At 69.2% G+C, this 17,863-nt stretch carries 27 protein-coding genes; 4 read left to right on the forward strand and 23 right to left on the reverse strand.

Annotated features, from left to right (window positions below; genetic code table 11):
- Window position 1: 1 nt before the first annotated feature.
- From rplR to rpsJ, 18 genes are all read right to left on the reverse strand, one after another.
- Window positions 2–373 (reverse strand): 50S ribosomal protein L18, encoded by a 372-nt coding sequence (rplR, locus tag QM711_RS11315; protein ID WP_415099976.1) that lies wholly within the window; start codon window positions 371–373, stop codon window positions 2–4.
- Between the two features lie 12 nt (window positions 374–385).
- Entirely contained in the window at window positions 386–928 is a 543-nt protein-coding gene (gene rplF, locus QM711_RS11320; protein ID WP_415099345.1) for a 50S ribosomal protein L6, read from the reverse strand.
- A gap of 15 nt (window positions 929–943) precedes the next feature.
- On the reverse strand, window positions 944–1,351 hold the full coding sequence (rpsH, locus tag QM711_RS11325) for a 30S ribosomal protein S8 (protein ID WP_415099347.1): 408 nt from the start codon (window positions 1,349–1,351) through the stop codon (window positions 944–946).
- Between the two features lie 148 nt (window positions 1,352–1,499).
- Window positions 1,500–1,685 carry a type Z 30S ribosomal protein S14 gene (locus QM711_RS11330; protein ID WP_415099349.1) on the reverse strand — a complete coding sequence of 62 codons (186 nt, stop codon included), beginning with the start codon at window positions 1,683–1,685 and terminating at the stop codon, window positions 1,500–1,502.
- 5 nt (window positions 1,686–1,690) lie between these two features.
- Window positions 1,691–2,347 (reverse strand): 50S ribosomal protein L5, encoded by a 657-nt coding sequence (gene rplE / locus QM711_RS11335; protein ID WP_415099351.1) that lies wholly within the window; start codon window positions 2,345–2,347, stop codon window positions 1,691–1,693.
- Window positions 2,347–2,718, reverse strand: coding sequence for a 50S ribosomal protein L24 (gene rplX / locus QM711_RS11340; RefSeq protein WP_415099353.1), 372 nt, complete (start codon window positions 2,716–2,718; stop codon window positions 2,347–2,349). The genes rplE and rplX overlap by 1 nt, the downstream gene beginning before the upstream one ends.
- 1 nt (window position 2,719) lies before the next feature.
- Window positions 2,720–3,088 (reverse strand): 50S ribosomal protein L14, encoded by a 369-nt coding sequence (rplN, locus tag QM711_RS11345; protein WP_298130340.1) that lies wholly within the window; start codon window positions 3,086–3,088, stop codon window positions 2,720–2,722.
- Between the two features lie 7 nt (window positions 3,089–3,095).
- Entirely contained in the window at window positions 3,096–3,377 is a 282-nt protein-coding gene (gene rpsQ, locus QM711_RS11350; protein WP_298130339.1) for a 30S ribosomal protein S17, read from the reverse strand.
- 5 nt (window positions 3,378–3,382) lie between these two features.
- A complete protein-coding gene (rpmC, locus tag QM711_RS11355; protein ID WP_415099356.1) occupies window positions 3,383–3,613 on the reverse strand; it encodes a 50S ribosomal protein L29 in 231 nt (76 codons plus the stop codon).
- A complete protein-coding gene (gene rplP, locus QM711_RS11360; RefSeq protein ID WP_415099358.1) occupies window positions 3,613–4,032 on the reverse strand; it encodes a 50S ribosomal protein L16 in 420 nt (139 codons plus the stop codon). Before rplP ends, rpmC begins: the two co-directional genes overlap by 1 nt.
- A 2-nt stretch (window positions 4,033–4,034) precedes the next feature.
- On the reverse strand, window positions 4,035–4,847 hold the full coding sequence (gene rpsC, locus QM711_RS11365) for a 30S ribosomal protein S3 (protein ID WP_415099360.1): 813 nt from the start codon (window positions 4,845–4,847) through the stop codon (window positions 4,035–4,037).
- A 2-nt stretch (window positions 4,848–4,849) separates the two neighbouring features.
- The gene (gene rplV, locus QM711_RS11370) at window positions 4,850–5,242 is read right to left on the reverse strand and encodes a 50S ribosomal protein L22 (RefSeq protein WP_415099362.1); all 393 of its coding nucleotides are present in this window, start codon (window positions 5,240–5,242) and stop codon (window positions 4,850–4,852) included.
- A 23-nt stretch (window positions 5,243–5,265) separates the two neighbouring features.
- On the reverse strand, window positions 5,266–5,547 hold the full coding sequence (rpsS, locus tag QM711_RS11375; RefSeq protein ID WP_415099364.1) for a 30S ribosomal protein S19: 282 nt from the start codon (window positions 5,545–5,547) through the stop codon (window positions 5,266–5,268).
- Window positions 5,548–5,569: 22 nt separating this feature from the next.
- Window positions 5,570–6,406, reverse strand: coding sequence for a 50S ribosomal protein L2 (gene rplB, locus QM711_RS11380; RefSeq protein ID WP_415099366.1), 837 nt, complete (start codon window positions 6,404–6,406; stop codon window positions 5,570–5,572).
- 19 nt (window positions 6,407–6,425) lie between these two features.
- Complete coding sequence (gene rplW, locus QM711_RS11385; protein WP_415099368.1) at window positions 6,426–6,734, reverse strand: 50S ribosomal protein L23; 309 nt, start codon at window positions 6,732–6,734, stop codon at window positions 6,426–6,428.
- Window positions 6,731–7,387 carry a 50S ribosomal protein L4 gene (gene rplD / locus QM711_RS11390; protein WP_415099370.1) on the reverse strand — a complete coding sequence of 219 codons (657 nt, stop codon included), beginning with the start codon at window positions 7,385–7,387 and terminating at the stop codon, window positions 6,731–6,733. Before rplD ends, rplW begins: the two co-directional genes overlap by 4 nt.
- Window positions 7,384–8,043, reverse strand: a complete 660-nt coding sequence (gene rplC, locus QM711_RS11395; RefSeq protein WP_415099372.1) for a 50S ribosomal protein L3 — start codon at window positions 8,041–8,043, stop codon at window positions 7,384–7,386. Before rplC ends, rplD begins: the two co-directional genes overlap by 4 nt.
- A gap of 11 nt (window positions 8,044–8,054) precedes the next feature.
- Window positions 8,055–8,366: a 30S ribosomal protein S10 gene (gene rpsJ, locus QM711_RS11400; RefSeq protein WP_020488540.1), complete on the reverse strand. Its 312-nt coding sequence runs from the start codon at window positions 8,364–8,366 to the stop codon at window positions 8,055–8,057.
- Window positions 8,367–8,728: 362 nt separating this feature from the next.
- Between rpsJ and QM711_RS11405 the strand changes: the two genes are divergently transcribed.
- Entirely contained in the window at window positions 8,729–9,118 is a 390-nt protein-coding gene (locus tag QM711_RS11405) for a VOC family protein (protein WP_415099374.1), read from the forward strand.
- A 316-nt stretch (window positions 9,119–9,434) separates the two neighbouring features.
- Window positions 9,435–10,370: an SDR family oxidoreductase gene (locus tag QM711_RS11410; protein ID WP_415099376.1), complete on the forward strand. Its 936-nt coding sequence runs from the start codon at window positions 9,435–9,437 to the stop codon at window positions 10,368–10,370.
- Window positions 10,371–10,613: 243 nt separating this feature from the next.
- On the opposite strand, the gene malQ is transcribed toward QM711_RS11410, so the two are convergent.
- From malQ to QM711_RS11430, 4 genes are all read right to left on the reverse strand, one after another.
- Window positions 10,614–12,788: a 4-alpha-glucanotransferase gene (gene malQ, locus QM711_RS11415; protein ID WP_415099378.1), complete on the reverse strand. Its 2,175-nt coding sequence runs from the start codon at window positions 12,786–12,788 to the stop codon at window positions 10,614–10,616.
- A 107-nt stretch (window positions 12,789–12,895) separates the two neighbouring features.
- Window positions 12,896–13,393: a MarR family winged helix-turn-helix transcriptional regulator gene (locus tag QM711_RS11420; RefSeq protein WP_415099380.1), complete on the reverse strand. Its 498-nt coding sequence runs from the start codon at window positions 13,391–13,393 to the stop codon at window positions 12,896–12,898.
- A gap of 20 nt (window positions 13,394–13,413) precedes the next feature.
- Window positions 13,414–14,769 (reverse strand): MFS transporter, encoded by a 1,356-nt coding sequence (locus tag QM711_RS11425; RefSeq protein ID WP_415099382.1) that lies wholly within the window; start codon window positions 14,767–14,769, stop codon window positions 13,414–13,416.
- Window positions 14,770–14,796: 27 nt separating this feature from the next.
- Window positions 14,797–15,780, reverse strand: a complete 984-nt coding sequence (locus tag QM711_RS11430) for a chorismate-binding protein (RefSeq protein WP_415099385.1) — start codon at window positions 15,778–15,780, stop codon at window positions 14,797–14,799.
- Window positions 15,781–16,088: 308 nt separating this feature from the next.
- Here QM711_RS11430 and QM711_RS11435 point away from each other — a divergent pair, with 308 nt between their 5' ends.
- Complete coding sequence (locus QM711_RS11435) at window positions 16,089–16,340, forward strand: DUF3039 domain-containing protein (RefSeq protein ID WP_415099387.1); 252 nt, start codon at window positions 16,089–16,091, stop codon at window positions 16,338–16,340.
- Between the two features lie 6 nt (window positions 16,341–16,346).
- Window positions 16,347–16,841 carry a SixA phosphatase family protein gene (locus tag QM711_RS11440; protein ID WP_415099389.1) on the forward strand — a complete coding sequence of 165 codons (495 nt, stop codon included), beginning with the start codon at window positions 16,347–16,349 and terminating at the stop codon, window positions 16,839–16,841.
- A 2-nt stretch (window positions 16,842–16,843) separates the two neighbouring features.
- Here the strand turns inward: QM711_RS11440 and QM711_RS11445 are convergent, their stop codons facing one another.
- Window positions 16,844–17,860 carry an SIS domain-containing protein gene (locus tag QM711_RS11445; protein ID WP_415099391.1) on the reverse strand — a complete coding sequence of 339 codons (1,017 nt, stop codon included), beginning with the start codon at window positions 17,858–17,860 and terminating at the stop codon, window positions 16,844–16,846.
- Window positions 17,861–17,863 lie beyond the last annotated feature (3 nt).

Consider the following 17,863-nt stretch of genomic DNA (forward strand, 5'->3'; position numbering starts at 1 on the left):
GTCAGAATCCCAGGCCGGCATCCCGGGCGCTGTCGGCCAGCGCCGCGATCCGTCCGTGGTACTTGTTGCCGGCCCGGTCGAAGACCACCGTGGAGACCCCGGCGGCCTTGGCCCGGTCGGCGATCAGGGTGCCGACCTGCTTGGCCACGGCCGTCTTGTCGCCGGTGGCGGAACGCACCGCCGCCTCCATCGAGGACGCCGAGGCCAGCGTGCGGCCCTGGGTGTCGTCGATCACCTGCGCGAACAGGTGCCGGGCGGACCGGGTGACGACCAGCCGCGGACGCTCCGGGCTGCCGGCGATCTTCTTCCGGCCCCGGACCTGACGGCGCAGCCGCGCCGCGACCCGGTCGGCCGTCGCCTTGTTGTTCGACAGCGAGAATAGCCATCACTTACCAGCCTTTCCAACCTTGCGGCGAACCCGCTCGCCGGCGTAGCGCACGCCCTTGCCCTTGTAGGGCTCCGGCTTGCGGATCTTGCGGATGTTCGCCGCAACCTCGCCGACGGCCTGCTTGTCGATGCCGTACACGGTGAACGCGGTCGGCCTCTCGACCGAGAAGGTGATCCCCTCGGGGGCGTTCACCACCACCGGGTGGCTGAAGCCGAGGTTGAACTCGAGCTGGGTCGGGCCCTTGGCGATCACCCGGTAGCCGACGCCGACGATCTCGAGCTTCTTCTCGTAACCGGTGGTCACTCCGGTCACCATGTTGGAGACCAGGGTTCGGGTGAGCCCGTGCAGTGAGCGGCTCAGCCGCTCGTCGTCCGGACGCGTCACCTCGATCTCGCCGGCCTCGTTGCGGCCGACCTTGATCGGCTGGGCCACGCTGTGGCTGAGGGCGCCCTTGGGGCCCTTCACCTCGACCAGCTGGCCGTCCAGTTTCACCTCCACGCCCGCCGGGACGGCGATCGGGAGCCTGCCAATTCGCGACATGTCAGTACTCCTCTCTCACCAGACGTAGGCGAGCACTTCGCCGCCGACGGACTTGGCATTGGCCTCGGAATCGGTGAGCAGGCCCGCCGACGTCGAGATGATCGCGATCCCCAGGCCGCCCAGCACCTTCGGCAGGCCGGTGGACTTCGCGTACACCCGCAGGCCGGGCTTGCTGATCCGGCGGACGCCGGCGATCGAGCGCTCCCGGTTCGAGCCGTACTTCAAGGTGACGGTCAGCGTCTTGCCGACCTCGCCGGCCGCCGGCTCCTTCACCTCGAAGCCACTGATGTAGCCCTGAGCCTGCAGGATTTCGGCGATGCCGACCTTGATCTTGCTGTGCGGCATCGACGTCGAGTCGTGGTACGCCTGATTGGCGTTGCGCAGACGCGTGAGCATGTCTGCGATCGGATCAGTCATGGTCATGACTTGTTTCTTCTTTCTCGGACGGTTTCAGGTCGCCGTATCCCAGGCGCCTGACCTGTTCGGGTTTAACGGTCAGTGGGTCCGGACGGACCCGGGGTCTCGACAAGCTCGACCAACGTGCGGTCTCGACAAGCTCGACCGGCGATTGTCACCAGCTGGACTTGGTCACCCCGGGCAGCTGGCCGGCGTGGGCCAGGTCGCGCAGGCAGACCCGGCACAGGCCGAACTTGCGGTAGACCGCCTTGGGCCGGCCGCACTTGCTGCACCGGGTGTAGGCGCGGACGCCGAACTTCGGCTTGCGGGCCTGCTTGACCTTCAGCGCTGTCTTGGCCATCTACGTCACTTCCTCTTCAGGGACTTCTTCTGGGCGCTCTTCGAAGCACCCTGGGGACGCCGCTTCTTGGCGACGGCCTTCTTCGGGTCGTTCTCCGGCGCCTTGAACGGGAAGCCCAGCTGCTTCAGCAGCGCCCGGCCCTCGTCGTCGTTGGTCGCCGTGGTGACGAAAGTGATGTCCATGCCGCGCACGCGGTCGATCCGGTCCTGGTCGATCTCGTGGAACATGACCTGCTCGGTCAGACCGAAGGTGTAGTTGCCCTTGCCGTCGAACTGCCGGGCGGACAGCCCGCGGAAGTCGCGGATCCGGGGCAGCGCCAGGCTGAGCAGCCGGTCAGCGAACTCCCACATCCGGTCGCCGCGCAGGGTGACGTGGCAGCCGATCGGCATGCCCTCGCGCAGCTTGAACTGCGCGATCGACTTGCGGGCCTTGGTCACCGACGGCTTCTGGCCGGTGATCTGGGTGAGGTCGCGGACGGCCCCGTCGATCACCTTGGAGTCACGCGCGGCGTCGCCGACACCCATGTTGACCACGATCTTGGTCAGGCCGGGGATCTGCATCACGTTGGCGTAGCCGAACTCGGAGTGCAGCGCCGGCGCGATCTCTGCGCGGTACTTCTGCTTCAGCCTCGGCAGAGTCTTCTCTGCGGTGCTGGCGGTCATCAGATTTCCTTCCCGGTCTTGCGGGCGATCCGGACGCTCCGGTGAGCGGAGTATTCGGTGCCGTCCGGACGCCGCTTGGTCACCTCGCGACGCTCGTAGCCGACGCGGGTCACGACCTCGGAGCCGTCCACCTTGACCACCAACTGCACGTTGGAGGCGTCGATGGGGGCCTCGGTGGTGATGATCCCACCCTTGTCCTTGCCGCCCTGGGCGGAGCGGTCCGGGGTGTGCTTCTTGACCACGTTCACACCCTCGACGACCACCCGGCCCTGCTCGGGCAGCACCTCGATGATGTCGCCGACCAGGCCCTTGTCCTTGCCGGCGATGACCTTGACCCGGTCACCCTTCTTCACATGCAACGAGTTCGCCATGTCACAGCACCTCCGGTGCCAGCGAGATGATGCGCATGTAGCGCTTCTCCCGCAGCTCGCGGCCGACCGGACCGAAGATGCGGGTGCCACGCGGCTCCCCGTCACCCTTCAGGATCACGGCGGCATTCTCATCGAATTTGATGTAGGAGCCGTCGGGACGACGGGTCTCCTTCACCGTGCGGACGATGACGGCCTTGACCACCTCGCCCTTCTTCACGTTTCCGCCCGGGATGGCGTCCTTGACCGTGGCGACGATCTTGTCGCCCAGGCCCGCGTAGCGACGCTTGGAGCCACCGAGCACCCGGATGCAGAGGAGTTCCTTCGCACCGGTGTTGTCCGCGACCTTCAGCCGCGTCTCCTGCTGGATCATCTCTGCCTCACTTGGCCTTCTCGAGGATCTCGATCAGACGCCAGCGCTTGGTCGCTGAGGTCGGACGAGTCTCCATCACCCGGACGCGGTCGCCGACGCCGGCGTCGTTCGCCTCGTCGTGCGCCTTCAGCCGCTCGGTCTTGGTCATCACCTTGCCGTACAGCGGATGCTTGACCCGCTGCTCGATGGCGACCACGACGGTCTTGTCCATCTTGTCGGACACCACGACGCCCTCACGGACCTTGCGGGCTGCCAATCGATTTGACTCCGCGCGCTTGCTCTCACTCATTGCTCTCACTTGTCCTGATCGGGATCGGGAACGATGCCGAGGTTGCGCTCCTGCAGCACGGTGTAGACCCGCGCGATGTCCTTGCGGACCTCGCGGAGCCGTCCGTGCGACTCGAGCTGACCGGTGGCGGCGGCGAACCGGAGGTTGAACAACTCCTCCTTGAACTCCTTGACCTTGGCGTTGAGCTCGTCGCGGCTGAGGCCGCGCAGGTCGGACGCGGTAGACGTCTTCGCCATCAGATCTCACCTGCTTCCCGCTTGATGAACCGTGCCTTGAACGGCAGCTTGTGGATCGCCAGGCGCATTGCCTCGCGGGCGGTGTCCTCGGCCACGCCGGACAGCTCGAAGAGCACCCGGCCCGGCTTGATGTTGGCCACCCACCATTCCGGAGAACCCTTGCCGGAACCCATCCGGGTCTCGGCCGGCTTCTTGGTCAGCGGACGGTCGGGGTAGACGTTGATCCACACCTTTCCGCCACGCTTGATGTGCCGCGTCATGGCGATACGGGCGCTCTCGATCTGCCGGTTGGTCAGGTACGAGGACTCCAAGGCCTGGATGCCGTAATCGCCGAACGCCAGCTTGGTACCGCCCTTGGCGGCGCCGTCCCGCTTGGGATGGTGCTGCTTGCGGTGCTTGACCCTACGGGGAATCAACATGCTCAGGCTCCTGCATTCTCGGTGACCGCCTCGGCCGCGGGGGCCTCGGCAGCCTCGGCGCGGCGGCGTCCACCACGCTCGGGACGGTTGTCACGGCCGCCCCGGTCGTCGCGGCGCGGCCCACGGCCGGGACGGCGCTGACCACCGGAGGTGGCCCGGGCGGCCCGCTGGGCGGCGCGCTCGGCGCGGTTGCCCGACAGGTCACCCTTGTAGATCCACACCTTCACGCCGATCCGGCCGAAGGTGGTCTTGGCCTCGAAGAAGCCGTAGTCGATGTCGGCGCGCAGGGTGTGCAGCGGCACGCGTCCCTCGCGGTAGAACTCCGACCGGCTCATCTCGGCGCCGCCCAGACGTCCGGAGCACTTGATCTTGATGCCGGTGGCACCGGAGCGCATCGCGGTCTGCTGGGCCTTGCGCATCGCGCGGCGGAACGCCACCCGGGCGCTGAGCTGCTCGGCGATGCCCTGGGCGACCAGCTGGGCGTCGGTCTCGGGGTTCTTCACCTCGAGGATGTTCAGCTGCACCTGCTTGCCGGTGATCTTCTCCAGCTCGCTGCGGACCCGCTCCGCCTCGGCGCCGTTGCGGCCGATCACGATGCCCGGACGCGCGGCGTAGAGGAAGATGGTCACCCGCTCGCTGCGGCGCTCGATCTCGACCGAGGAGATCCCGGCCCGCTCCAGCGTCTTGTGCAGGTAGGCGCGGATCTTCACATCCTCAGCGACGTGCTCGGCGTAGCCCTTGTCGGCGTACCACCGGGTCTTGTGGTCGGTGGTGATGCCGAGCCGGAAGCCGTTCGGGTTGATCTTCTGACCCATGCTCAGGCCTCCTTCGGTTCGACGACGACGGTGATGTGGCTGCCCCGCTTCAGGATCCGGCTGGCCGAACCCTTGGCCCGCGGCCGGATCCGGCGCAGGGTCATGCCCTCGTCCACGAAGGCCGCGCTGATGTACAGCTCCTCGACGCGCAGGTCCTCGGTCTCGGCGGCGTTCGCCGAGGCGGACGCCACCACCTTGTAGACCGGCTCGGACGCGGCCTGCGGGGCGAACTTCAGCACCGTCAGGGCCTCGGTCACGGGCATCCCGCGGACCAGGTCGACCACCCGGCGCACCTTGGTCGGCGACATCCGGACTCCACGCGCGATGGCGTACGAGCCAGGACGATCGCCGAGCAGGCGGGAACGCCGACTGGGCCGGTTCTCCTTGTTGCTCATCTCTTTATCCTTTTCTCGCTCGCTCAGCGGCGGCGGGACTTCTTGTCTTCCTTGATGTGCCCGCGGTAGGTGCGGGTGGGGGCGAACTCGCCCAGCTTGTGGCCGATCATCGACTCGGTGACGAAGACCGGGACGTGCTTGCGGCCGTCGTGCACGGCGATGGTGTGCCCGATCATGTCGGGGATGATCATCGACCGGCGGGACCAGGTCTTGATCACCTGCTTGGTGCCCTTGGCGTTCTGCGCGTCCACCTTCTTGGCGAGGTGGTCGTCGACGAAGGGACCCTTCTTCAGGCTGCGTGGCATTTTGTTAGCTCACCTGTTCCAATCAGCGCTTCTTGCCGGACTTGCGGCGACGGATGATCAGGCGAGAACTCGCCTTGTTCTTGTCCCGGGTGCGACCCTCGGGCTTGCCCCACGGGCTGACCGGGTGACGGCCACCGGAGGTGCGACCCTCGCCACCACCGTGCGGGTGGTCGATCGGGTTCATGACCACACCGCGGACGGTCGGGCGGATGCCCTTCCAGCGGTTGCGGCCGGCCTTGCCCCAGTTGATGTTCGACTGCTCGGCGTTGCCGACCTCGCCGACCGTCGCCCGGCAGCGGACGTCCACCATGCGCATCTCGCCCGAGGGCAGCCGCAGGGTGGCGTACCTGCCCTCGCGGGCGACCAGCTGGATGCGGGCACCGGCCGAGCGGCCCATCTTGGCGCCGCCACCGGGGCGGAGCTCGACGGCGTGCACGGTGGTGCCGACCGGGATGTTGCGCAGCGGCAGGTTGTTGCCGGGCTTGATGTCGGCGCCCTCACCGGCCTCGACCGGCGCACCCTGCTTGAGGCCGTTCGGCGCGATGATGTAGCGCTTCTCGCCGTCGGCGTAGTGCAGCAGCGCGATCCGGGCGGTGCGGTTCGGGTCGTACTCGATGTGCGCGACCTTGGCCGGAACCCCGTCCTTGTCGTAGCGCCTGAAGTCGATCAGCCGGTAGGCCTGCTTGTGGCCGCCGCCGATGTGCCGGGTGGTGATCCGGCCGGAGTTGTTCCGGCCGCCGGTCTTCGGCTTCGGCACCACCAGGGACTTCTCGGGCGTCGAGCGGGTGACTTCGGAGAAGTCGGACACGCTCGAGCCACGACGGCCCGGGGTGGTCGGCTTGTACTTGCGAATAGCCATGTCTAGGTCTCCTCTTCGCTCAGACGCCGGCCGAGCCGAAGATGTCGATCCGCTGGCCGTCGGCGACGGTCACGATGGCCCGCTTGGTGTCGGGACGCTTGCCCGTGCCGGCCCGCGTGCGGCGCTTCTTGCCCTGGCGGTTGATGGTGTTCACGTTCGTGACCTTGACGTCGAAGACGGCCTCGACGGCGATCTTGATCTCGGTCTTGTTGGCGGCGGGCGCGACCAGGAACGTGTACTTGTTCTCGTCCAGCAGCCCGTAGCTCTTCTCGGAAACGACCGGCGCGAGCAGGATGTCCCGGTGGTCGCGGATCTTGTGGTCGCTCACTTCGACCCCTCCTCGGTGGTCTCGGTCTCCTCGGCCGGCTCGGCGCCGGTGAAGGCGGCCAGCGCGGCGGTGGTGAACACCACGTCGTCGCTGTTCAGCACGTCGTAGGCGTTCAGCTGGTCGACGGCCAGCGCGTGCACGCTGGCGACGTTGCGCAGGCTCAGCCAGGCCACGTCCTCGTCGCGGCTCAGCACGACCAGGATCTTGCTGCCGGCCACCTCGGCCAGCGCCTGCAGCGCCGCCTTGGTGGAGGGCGTGTCGCCGGCCACGATCGACTCGACCACGTGCAGGTTGCCGCTGCGGGCCCGGTCGGACAGCGAACCGCGCAGGGCGGCCACGATCATCTTCTTGGGCGTGCGCTGGCTGTAGTCGCGCGGTTGCGGGCCGTGCACGATGCCGCCACCGGTCCACTGCGGGGCCCGGCGGGAACCCTGGCGGGCACGTCCGGTGCCCTTCTGCCGCCACGGCTTGGCGCCGCCACCGGCGACGTCACCGCGGGTCTTGGTCGCGTGCGTGCCCTGGCGGGCGGCGGCCTGCTGGGCCACCACGACCTGGTGGATCAGCGGCACATTGGTCTGGACGTCGAAGTAGTCACCCGGCAGGTCGGCCGTGGCCTTCGAGCCCAGCACCTGGACGGTCTGCTTCTCGCTCATTCGGCAGCACCCTTCTTGGCGGCCGTGCGCACCACGACGAGCGAACCCTTGGGGCCGGGCACGGAGCCCTTGACCAGGATCAGCCCGCGCTCGGCGTCCACGGCATGGATCGTGAGGTTCTGGACGGTGACCTTCTCGACACCCATCCGGCCGGCCATCCGCATGCCCTTGAAGACCTTCGAGGGGGTGGAGGAGCCACCGATGGAGCCCGGCGAGCGGTGCTTGCGGTGCACACCGTGCGAGGCGCGCAGGCCGTGGAAGCCGTGCCGCTTCATCACGCCGGCGGTGCCCTTGCCCTTGCTGACGCCGGTCACGTCGACCACCTCGGCGGCGCTGAAGACCTCGGCGGTCAGCTCCTGGCCCAGGGTGTACTCGGCGGCGTCGGCGGTGCGCAGCTCGACCAGGTGCTTGCGCGGGGTGACCCCGGCAGCGTCGAAATGGCCGGCGGCGGGCTTGGTGACCTTGGTCGGCTTGACGGCGCCGAAGGCCAGCTGGACGGCGGAGTAGCCGTCCTTCTCGGGGGAACGGACCTGCGTGACGACGCACGGCCCGGCCTGGATCACGGTGACCGGGACGACCTTGTTGTTGGCGTCCCAGGTCTGGGTCATGCCGAGCTTGGTGCCCAGCAGGCCCTTCAATTTGCGTTCGTTAGACATGTTCGGCGACCTCAGGGGAGCTTGATCTCGATATCGACACCGGCCGGAAGGTCGAGCCGCATCAGCGAGTCGACCGTCTTCGGCGTGGGATCGAGAATGTCGATCAGCCGCTTGTGCGTGCGCATCTCGAAGTGCTCGCGGCTGTCCTTGTACTTGTGCGGAGAACGGATCACACAGAACACGTTCTTCTCGGTGGGCAACGGCACGGGGCCCGCCACCTTGGCGCCGGTACGGGTCACGGTGTCGACGATCTTCTTCGCCGAGGAGTCAATGACCTCGTGGTCGTAGGCCCGGAGTCGGATCCGGATCTTCTGTCCCGCCACTGATATTCCTTCTTCTCGTCGGATACTGCTGCTCCGACCCCCGCGGTCGGGCGTGTCGGACCGTTCAGGGCCGCACACGATCGCAATTACGTTCGTGGTAGGGCCCGGCTGACGACTCATCCGCCTGGGGGCGCCACGGCATACCGCCGCGGAGCAACCTGACGATTCTGTCACAGCCCGCCGTACGGCTTCAAATCCTGGGTGCTCCGGCGTCCGGTTTCGGCGTGTCGCGGGGTGAGGTGGACCGCGGGGACGGCTCCTACCGGTCCGCGTCGGGTGTCGGAGCGCCCTCGCCGAGCGTTCAGCGGAACGGAAGAACCGTCCCCTCGGTCCACAATGGGTGCCGACCCGAGGAGGGAACGATGAAGCTTCATCACGTCCAGGTGATCATGCCGACGGGCGGTGACGACGGCGCCCGGGCGTTCTGGCGGGACGCGGTTGGGCTGACCGAAGTGACTCCCCCGCCGGAGCTGGCCGGGCGTCCGGTGCGGTGGTTCCGGGCCTTCGACGAGTTGGGAGCGATCACCCTCGAGGTCCACGTCCTGGCCGACGAGCATTTCGTCCCGGCCCGGCTCGCCCACCCGGCGATCCTGGTCAACTCGGTGGCCGAGCTGGAAGCCCTCGGCCAGCGGATCGCGTCCAGCGGCTTCGAACTCAGCTGGGACCAGCGGACGACATTCGCCGGCTATCAGCGCTTTCACTGCTGGGACGCCTTCGGCAACCGGGTCGAGGTGATGACCCCCGACCAGTGACCCCGGGGACGGTTCTCTTGGTCACCGGGGACGGTTCTTTTGGTCACCAGGGACGGTTCTCTTGGTCACCAGGAACGGTTCCCTCGGACACCGGGGACGGTTCCCCCGATCACCGGGGACGGTTCTCCCGGATACCGTCTACACCGGCCAGCGGCCAGTCTCCGGCGCTGAGGTGACGGCGGAGCGGATCATGGTGATCGGGGCTGTGCCGAACCGATGGCTCGGGTGCCACGTCCAAGCGGCGGCCAAGTCGGCGCCAAGCCAACTGGTTGATCGTTGCTCTGACAGCGCAGACAACCAGCAAGGAGCAGATCCCGTGTTCGCAGCCAACTCTTCGTCCACCCGTACCGTCCTCGTCCTCGGCGGCACCGGCCTGATGGGACGCGAGGTACTGGCGGCCCTTGCCAGGCGCGGCGCACCCGCCCGGGTGATGGTCCGCGACCCCGGCAAGCTGGCCGGCCGCGACGGCCTGGACGTCCGGATCGGCGACCTGCGCGACCCGGCCAGCCTGCGCGCCGCCATCGCCGGGGTGGACGTCGTGTTCCACATCTCGCCGCACGAGTCCGACGAGGTGGCCCTCACCCGGGGCGTGATCGACGCCTGCGAGGCCGAGGGTGCCCGGCTGGTCTTTGCCGGCGTCCATGTGCTGGCGGAGAACCCCGTCGCCGGCTGGTTCAACCGGACCCTGTTCGGCCTGCTGCTGCCCCGCTACCGCGGCAAGATAGCCATCGGCGCGATGATCGAGCGGTCGGCCGCCAACCCCGTCATTCTCGCGGTGAGCAACTTCATGCAGAACGACCAGTTGATGCTGCCGACCATCCGGGACGGCGTATTCGCGCACCCGTGCAGCCCGAAGGGCCTGAACCGGGCCGACCTGCGGGATCTTGGCGACATCGCGGCGAGCATCCTGCTCGACCCGACGTTCCCGTCCGGCAGTTATCCGGTGGTCGGCCCACGTTCGCTGACCGGCCCGGAGTGCGCACGGGTGTGGGCGGAGGCGCTGGGCCACCCGGTCCGTTACCTCGGCGACGACGACACGGCCCTGGACGCCGCGATCGATCGGCACGTCTCTGGCTACCGCGCCGAGGACTTCCGCTCGTCGATGCGCAAGCTCCGGACGCTCGAATGGCCTACCTTGCCAAAGGACCTGGCCGTCACCACCCGGCTGCTCGGCCGGGCGCCGACGGACTTCACCGAATTCGTCCGGCGGGTGGTTGCGGAGCAGTCAGCACGCGCACCGGTTCGGCCTTGACTTGGGCAGCAGCCCGCGATCTGAGCGGGGCGAAGCCAGCCGGATCCTCACAAACTCGGCGACCACGCTGCGGGGACGGTTGCCGGTGACCAAAAGAACCGTCCCCAGTGACCAAGGGAACCGTCCCCGGTGACCAAAAGAACCGTCCCCAGTGACCAAGGGAACCGTCCCCAGTGACCAGAAGAACCGTCCCCAGTGACCAGAAGAACCGTCCCCAGTGACCGGGAGAACCGTCCCCGAGGGTCAGTCGTGGCCGATGATGAACTCGGACGTGGAACGGTGCGCGGTGGGCGGGACGACGAAGCCGTTCATCACCGCCGACAGCCGTAGCGCGTGCTCGGAGTGGAAGACGTCCTCGAGGCTCATCGGCTCGCCGTCCGGTCCGGACAACGGCACCCGCCAGTTCGGGTACTCGTCGACAGTGCCGGGCTGGTTCTGGGTGCGGTGGTCGCCGACCGCGTCGGGCAGCGCCGCGCACAGCATCCGGGCCGGCGTGGCGACCAGGAACCGGTGCATCGCCAGCACGATGTCCTCGGTGCTGGGGGCGTCCCCGGTCAGCAGGCCGCGCTCGCGCAGCACCCGCAGCCAGTCCTCGCGTTCCCGTTCGGCGCCGGCCAGTTCGACGTCCAGGTCCTCGGTGAGCAGGCCGAGCGAGTGCTGCAGCTTGACGTGCGCGGCGTCAAGGTAGCCGGCGGTCGGCGGCAGGTCGTGGGTGGTCACCGAGGCCATGCAGTACTCGCGCCACGACTCCGGCGGCAGGATCTGGCCGTCGTCGCCGCGCTCGAACCAGGCGATCGAAGTGCCCAGGATGCCGCGCTCGCGCAGGTAGACCCGAACCCACGGCTCGACGACGCCCAGATCTTCGCCGACCACCACCGCTCCGGCCCGCTGCGCCTCGAGCACCAGGATGCCGACCATCGCCTCATGGTTGTAGCGGACGTAGGTGCCATGGGTGGGACCCATCCCCTGCGGCACCCACCAGAGCCGGAACAGCCCCATGATGTGGTCGACCCGGATGCCGCCGGAGTGCCGCAGGATGCCGGCCACCATGTTCCGGAACGGCGCGTAGCTGAGCTCGGCCAGCCGGTCCGGACGCCAGGGCGCCTGGCCCCAGTCCTGCCCGGTCTGGTTGAAGTGGTCCGGCGGCGCGCCGACCGAGACACCGCGGGCGAAGGTATCGCCCAGCATCCAGGCCTCGGCACTGTGCCCGCTGACGCCGACGGCCAGGTCGTTCATGATCCCGACCCGCATCCCGGACGCCTTTGCGGCCGACTGGGCGTCCCGCAACTGGTCGTCGGCGACCCACTGCAGCCAGGAGTAGAAGACGATGTCGCTGACGTGCGCCACCGCGAACGCCGCTACCTCCGGAGAGGACGGACGGCGCAGCTCGACCGGCCATTCCCGCCAGTTCATCCCGTAGACGTTGACCAGCGCGCACCAGGTGGCGAACTGGGAGAGCGGACGTCCCTCCTTGCGGACGAAATCGTTCAGGCTCATCAGCCGGGTCGGCTTCAGCCCGGCGTCGAAGATCACCCGGAGCGCCTTCAACTTGGCCGCCCACACCTCGTCCCGCTTGATCAGCGGCTCGTTGACCAGCTTCTTGGCAAGCTTGCCGCGCAGCTGGACGACCCTGGCCCGCTGCCGCTCGTCCAGGTCGGCGTACTCGGCGATCGCCTCCGGCCGGATGTAGATCGGGTTCACGTAGCGTCGTGAGGTGGGCAGATAGGGCGACGGCTCCAGCGGGGTCATCGGCTGCGCCGCGTGCAGCGGGTTCACCAGCACGTAGGAGGCGAATTGCTGGGTCGCCGACCAGATCGCCAGGTCGGACAGGTCGGCCAGATCGCCGATCCCCCAGGACCCCTCCGACCGCACGCTGTACAGCTGGGTGGCGTAGCCCCAGACCCGCTTGCCCCCCATGCTCGCCGGGAACCCGAGGAAGGGCGGCGAGACGATCAGGCTGGCCTCGGCCGTCCATTCGGCGGTGCGGCAGCCGATCCGGTGGTACCCGGGTGGCAGGTCGCCGGGCACCTCGAAGCTGGCCTCCCCCATCTGCTTGCCGTCGACCAACCGGGACGGCTCGTCGTTCGGCAGCTGCCGCAGGTCGCGGCTGCCGCCGTCCTCGAGCCGGACCCAGACGTCCACCCAGGCGCCGTCGGGGACGTGCACCTTGACCTCATGCGGCGCGCCCTGCTGCATCACGGTGCAGGGTGGCAGTGCCCGCCGCCACGGCCGCAGCCGGCGTTCGGCGACCGCCGCGGCGGCGGCTTCGGCCGAGCTGGCGTCGATCTCCATGCCGGCCAGGACGGCGATCACGGTCTCGTCGGAGATCTCGGTGAGCCGGCCCTTCCAGTCCCAGAACTCCGTGGCGATGCCGAACTCGGCAGCCAGTTCGGCGAGGTACGGGTTCGACAGGGCCATCGTTTGGATTCCTTGTGGGTCGGTGAACGGCAACCACCCTAGTGCTGCGTCCGCCAACCGGGCTGACGCCGCCCCGCGCTGGAAACGCTCGGCCGCGAAGACGCCGGTCAGTCCGTCCCGGGGGCCTCGAAGTCGGCCAGCAGAGTCCGCAGCGACGAAGCCAGTTGGCGCTTGGTGGACGGGCTCAGCGGTGCCAGGATGTCGCGCTCGACGGCGACCAGATCCACCATCGCCGCGCCGACCATCCGGGCACCCTCGGCACTCAGCCGGACGCGGACGCCGCGCCGGTCCGCCGGGTTCGCCAGCCGCTCGACCAGGCCCCGCTCGGCGAGCCGGTCGATCCGGTTGGTCATCGTGCCGCTGGCGGACAACGTCTGCTGGATCAGGTCACCCGGGGACAGCTCATAGGGCGGTCCTTCGCGGCGCAGCGCGGCCAGCACGTCGAACTCCCACACCTCCAGCCCGTGCGCGCCGAAGCAGCGTTTCCGGGCCAGGTCCAGATGCCGGGCCAGGCGGCTGACCCTGGACAGCACCGCCAGCGGCTCGGTGTCCAACTCGGGGGCCTCGGCCCGCCAAGCCGCGATGATCCGGTCGACCTCGTCCATGGCGGAGTCCATCGCGGACGCTAGTCCTCGGCGGCACCGTTGGCGACCGGGCCGATCCGGTATGCCATCAGCACCGCGATCAGCCCGACCACGACCATCATCACCATCAGCCCGCCGAAGGTGAACGGCAGTTCGGCGGTCAGGTGGAAGTGCGCGAACCAGGCGCCGGCCAGGCCGGTGAACAGGCTGCTGCCCAGCGATTCGCCGACCTGCAGCGAGGACGTGTTGCGGCCCAGTTCGGCGTCGTCGGAGAGCTGCATGACGGCCAGCGAGGTGCTCGGGTTCTGCAGGCCCATGCCGAAGCCGGCGATGATCCAGGCGATCATCACCAGGCCGAGCCAGGACTGCGGGAAGTAGGCAGCCACCGCCAGCACCGCGACCCCCAGCGCGATCGCCGCGACGCCGACCAGGATCATCTGGTCGCGCCGCCAGGACAGCCAGCTCTGCGACTGCAGCAGCGCGCCGGCCATCCAGCCGACCGAGCCGATCGTCAACGTCACGCCGGTCATCACCGCCGCAAGTTCGCGGGATTCGGTCAGCATCAGCGGCAGGAACGACTGGGCGCCGAAGAAGGCACCGGCACTGAACAGCCGGGCACCGACCACGCCGGAGATCCCGCGTCCGGTCCAGTCGATGGTCTTGGGCAGCAGCGGCGGCAGCCCGAAGACCACCGCGGCGAGCCCGACGGCCGCCCACAGCGCCGACCACAGGTCGAGCTCCTGGCCCGCCCACTGAATCAACGCCAGGCCGGCGGCGACCGCGGCGGCCAGCACCATCAGCCGCTTCTTCAGCTCATGCGGCTCCTCGGGAGCCAGTTCGATATGCCGCAGCGGACGCAGCACCAGGACGCCGCCGACCGCCATGAACGGCAGCACCGACCAGAACACGAAGTGCCAGGAGCTGACCTGGACGATCCAGCCGGCCAGCGGCGGCCCGACGAAGGCGGGCAGCATCCAGCAGGCCGAGAACCACATCATCAGCTTGGCCCGGGCGGCCTCGTCGTAGGCCCGGGCGATCAGCACCATCACCGCGACGTTCATGGTGCCGGCACCCAGGCCCTGGGTGAACCGTGCCACCAGCAGCACCCACATCGCCGGTGCCAGGGCGGCCACCACCAGCCCGAAGGCGAAGATGCCGAAGCCCCACATCATCGGCTGGATCGGGCCGTACCGGTCGCTGAACTGGCCGGAGGCGACGATGCTGAAGGTCATCGCGATGACGAAGGCGGTGAAGGTCCAGGCGTACAGCCCGAGGTTGCCGAGGTCGCGAGCGGCGGCCGGCATGGCGGTCAGGACGGCGTAGGACTCGAACGAGATGGCCATCACGCACATCATCAGCCCGATCGTGAGCCATCGGCGATCGGCGTTCCCGCTCACGGCACCACCCTCTGCACGGCTCGGAGTCTACGATGCCGGACCAGCCCCCCGGCCAGTACGCGCCGGTCCGCCGGACACCACGGCGAGCAGGTTGGCCGCTTTCAGCTCGGTCTCGGCCCATTCACCGGCCGGGTCGGAGTCCCAGGTGATCCCACCACCGGTGCCGAGATGGAGGGAGCCCTCGGCGGCCCAGAAGGTGCGGATCGCCACGTTCAGCTCGCCCTCGGCACGATCGGCGTCCACCCAGCCGACGGCACCGCAGTAGACGCCACGCGGCACCGGCTCCAAGCTGCGAATCACCTCCACGGCCGCCAGCTTGGGCGCGCCGGTCACCGAGCCGGGCGGGAAGGTGGCGGCGACCAGCTCGGCCCAGCCGGCGTCCGGCCGGAGGCGTCCGCGGACGGTGGAGACCAGATGGAACAGGCCGGGGTGCTGCTCGACGCCGAGCAGCGCCGGCGTTTCCACCGAGCCGGTCAGGCAGACCCGGCCCAGGTCGTTGCGGACCAGGTCGACGATCATCACATTCTCGGCGGCATCCTTGGCCAGGAAGCCGTCCGCGCTGGCCGCGGTGCCCTTGATCGGCGATGACCAGACCATGTCACCGCGCCGCCCGAGGAACAACTCCGGGGAGGCGGACGCGACGTGCACCCCCTGCTCCGGAAGCTGGACGACTGCGCTGAACGGTGCCGGGTTGCCGTTGGCCAGCGCCGCACCCAGCGCGGCGATCGACCAGCCGGACGGCAGCGGCGCGCTCAGCCGCCGGGTCAGGTTCACCTGGTAGACGCCGCCGGCGGCGATAGTCCGCCGGATCTTGGTGACTCCCTCGGTGAAGCCGGCCTCGTCGATGGAGGAGGTCCAGGCGTCGCGGGGCGGGCCCTGCCAGGGCCGCCCGCGCCAAGGCGTCGCCGGCCGGACGTTGTCGAACCGGGCGCAGACCGGCTCGCCCTCGAACGGGCAGCACCACCGCCCAGAAACCGGACGAGTCCAGCGCGGCGAGATCGGCGGTGACATCGCGCAGGCCGGTCGCCAGCCGACCGCCGACCACCGCGAGCGCCTCCACCGTTCCATCCCACCACGGCTGATGCCGGCCGCCCAAGCGCGCCAGCCGGCGGTCGACGCCGCCGCCGAGAAACGCGCGTAATGATCCGGCCCTCCCGCGATTTCGAACCGGGACGCGGAAGTCTGCGCGTAATGCGGGCCTGGGAGTGCCGCCATAACGCTCGTATCGGCGCGACCAGCGCCGACCCGGCCCCGAGCCGCCGGCATAACTCGCGAATCGGCGCGCGACCCCGGCGGACGGCGCGGTTAGAGTGTGGGCCATGACCGAACTGGCACCCGGCGCGCAGACGATTCTCGACGAGCGCACCGATCTGCGCATCGACGAGGGCGACCACGAGCGATTCAGCCACTACGTGCCGAAGAACAAGCTCACCGAGGCGATGGTGATGGGCACCCCGGTGGTGGCGCTGTGCGGCAAGGTGTGGGTGCCCAGCCGCAACCCCGACAAATTCCCGGTCTGCCCCGAATGCAAGGAGATCTGGCAGTCGATGCGGCCCGGTGACAAGGACTAGCCGGCCATGACCCACTCGCTGATCGTCATGCGCCATGCCAAATCGTCGTGGAGCACCAACGACCCCGACCATCGGCGGCCGCTCGCACCGCGCGGGCTGCGAGATGCGGCCGCCGCGGGCCGGATCCTCGCCGAGTATCCGATCGGGGTGGTGCTGTCTTCCTCGTCGACACGCACCCGGGAAACCTGGCAGACCGCGGAACTCGCCGGTGCCAGCGCGGACCGGGTGGACTTCACCGATGCCCTCTACGGCGCGTGGGCCGAGTCGGTGGTCGACCTGCTGCGCGAACTGGACGAGTCGGTCGGGATCGCGATGGTGCTCGGCCACGAGCCGACGATGAGTTCGCTGATCGAGTTCCTGGCCGAGCCGTCGGAGTTGTCCGAGGAAGCCTCGCGACACTTCCCGACCAGTGCGCTCGCCGTCTTGGACATCGACGGCTCCTGGGCCGATCTCGGCGCCGGTCGTGGACGCGTCGCGCGCTTCGAGATCCCGCGCGGCTGAGGTCAGGACGGCGTCCGGCCCAGCCCGATCTGCAGGTAGGCCGCCCCGAACAGGCCGGTGAGGAGCACGGTCGCATAGCGTTCCACGACCGAATCGGCGGCATGCTCCAGGTGGGTGACCCGGATGTCGGCCGAGCGCGCCGTCCGCTCGAGCCGGATCCGCGACTCGGCGGCAGCCGCGTCGTCCATGCCGTCGTCGATCAGCACCAGGCCCGGCCGCCGCTCCTGGACGCCCTCTTCGAACGGGTCGGCGAACGGGTCGCGCGGCGCGGCCTGCTGGAGCAAGGCCACCAGGTCGGAGGAGTCTGCGGCCAGCCCGACCCGTCCGGACGCCTGCCGCAGCGCCTCGACGATCCGCCGGCTGGCCCGGGCGGCCAGCACCGAGCCACCCCACACCAGCGGGGACGCGTCGGCGAGATCGAGTGCCATCGCCTTGGCCGGGTTGACCGACACGTCGGTGCGAGCGGCACAGCTCTCGGCGACGGCGTCCATGGCGGCCGCGATCGCGTCGGGATTGATGCTGGGGCCTAGTCCGAGCCGGTGCAGCGCGGCCAGGCACAGCACCGCCGCCGCGAACGGGTCGCCGGTGTGCACCGGCAGCACGGTGGTGGATCGCGAAGCGGCCTGCTCGGCCAGCAGGGAGTCCGCCGGGCAGGCGACGATCAGCCGGCAACCCCGGCGCACCGCCTCGTGGGCCACCGCCAGGCTCTCCGGCCCGCGGCGTCCGATCAGCAGCACGATGTCGAGCGGGCCGACCCAGCCCGGCAGCCCGAGGGCGGGCCAGGCCACGAACGGCACCGGGCAGACCGGCTCGAGCACGGCTCGCAGCAGCCGGGCCTCCGGCCCGTAGGCGATCACCGCGCGCGGCCGGTCGGCGTCGTTCAGCTCGATCAGCGCGGCATCCGCCAGGGAAGCCTCGCGCCGCACCCGGGCACCCGAGGAGGCCAGGTTCATCAGCAGCGGGGCCGCGGCGGCCAGTACGTCCGGATTCTCCAGCCGGGAGTCGTCGAAGTCGAGCATCGT

It is taken from the genome of Micropruina sp. (assembly GCF_047602385.1).
Taxonomy (GTDB): Bacteria; Actinomycetota; Actinomycetes; order Propionibacteriales; family Propionibacteriaceae; genus Micropruina.

Bases quoted from the DNA above. Each gene is read 5' to 3' on its own strand.
- rplF (WP_415099345.1), bottom strand. From the start codon at position 928: ATGTCGCGAATTGGCAGGCTCCCGATCGCCGTCCCGGCGGGCGTGGAG.
- rpsH (WP_415099347.1), bottom strand. From the start codon at position 1,351: ATGACCATGACTGATCCGATCGCAGACATGCTCACGCGTCTGCGCAAC.
- QM711_RS11330 (WP_415099349.1), bottom strand. From the start codon at position 1,685: ATGGCCAAGACAGCGCTGAAGGTCAAGCAGGCCCGCAAGCCGAAGTTC.
- rplE (WP_415099351.1), bottom strand. From the start codon at position 2,347: ATGACCGCCAGCACCGCAGAGAAGACTCTGCCGAGGCTGAAGCAGAAG.
- rplX (WP_415099353.1), bottom strand. From the start codon at position 2,718: ATGGCGAACTCGTTGCATGTGAAGAAGGGTGACCGGGTCAAGGTCATC.
- rplN (WP_298130340.1), bottom strand. From the start codon at position 3,088: ATGATCCAGCAGGAGACGCGGCTGAAGGTCGCGGACAACACCGGTGCG.
- rpsQ (WP_298130339.1), bottom strand. From the start codon at position 3,377: ATGAGTGAGAGCAAGCGCGCGGAGTCAAATCGATTGGCAGCCCGCAAG.
- rpmC (WP_415099356.1), bottom strand. From the start codon at position 3,613: ATGGCGAAGACGTCTACCGCGTCCGACCTGCGCGGCCTCAGCCGCGAC.
- rplP (WP_415099358.1), bottom strand. From the start codon at position 4,032: ATGTTGATTCCCCGTAGGGTCAAGCACCGCAAGCAGCACCATCCCAAG.
- rpsC (WP_415099360.1), bottom strand. From the start codon at position 4,847: ATGGGTCAGAAGATCAACCCGAACGGCTTCCGGCTCGGCATCACCACC.
- rplV (WP_415099362.1), bottom strand. From the start codon at position 5,242: ATGAGCAACAAGGAGAACCGGCCCAGTCGGCGTTCCCGCCTGCTCGGC.
- rpsS (WP_415099364.1), bottom strand. From the start codon at position 5,547: ATGCCACGCAGCCTGAAGAAGGGTCCCTTCGTCGACGACCACCTCGCC.
- rplB (WP_415099366.1), bottom strand. From the start codon at position 6,406: ATGGCTATTCGCAAGTACAAGCCGACCACCCCGGGCCGTCGTGGCTCG.
- rplD (WP_415099370.1), bottom strand. From the start codon at position 7,387: ATGAGCGAGAAGCAGACCGTCCAGGTGCTGGGCTCGAAGGCCACGGCC.
- rplC (WP_415099372.1), bottom strand. From the start codon at position 8,043: ATGTCTAACGAACGCAAATTGAAGGGCCTGCTGGGCACCAAGCTCGGC.
- QM711_RS11405 (WP_415099374.1), top strand. From the start codon at position 8,729: ATGAAGCTTCATCACGTCCAGGTGATCATGCCGACGGGCGGTGACGAC.
- malQ (WP_415099378.1), bottom strand. From the start codon at position 12,788: ATGGCCCTGTCGAACCCGTACCTCGCCGAACTGGCTGCCGAGTTCGGC.
- QM711_RS11420 (WP_415099380.1), bottom strand. From the start codon at position 13,393: ATGGACGAGGTCGACCGGATCATCGCGGCTTGGCGGGCCGAGGCCCCC.
- QM711_RS11430 (WP_415099385.1), bottom strand. From the start codon at position 15,780: ATGTCACCGCCGATCTCGCCGCGCTGGACTCGTCCGGTTTCTGGGCGG.
- QM711_RS11435 (WP_415099387.1), top strand. From the start codon at position 16,089: ATGACCGAACTGGCACCCGGCGCGCAGACGATTCTCGACGAGCGCACC.
- QM711_RS11440 (WP_415099389.1), top strand. From the start codon at position 16,347: ATGACCCACTCGCTGATCGTCATGCGCCATGCCAAATCGTCGTGGAGC.
- QM711_RS11445 (WP_415099391.1), bottom strand. From the start codon at position 17,860: ATGCTCGACTTCGACGACTCCCGGCTGGAGAATCCGGACGTACTGGCC.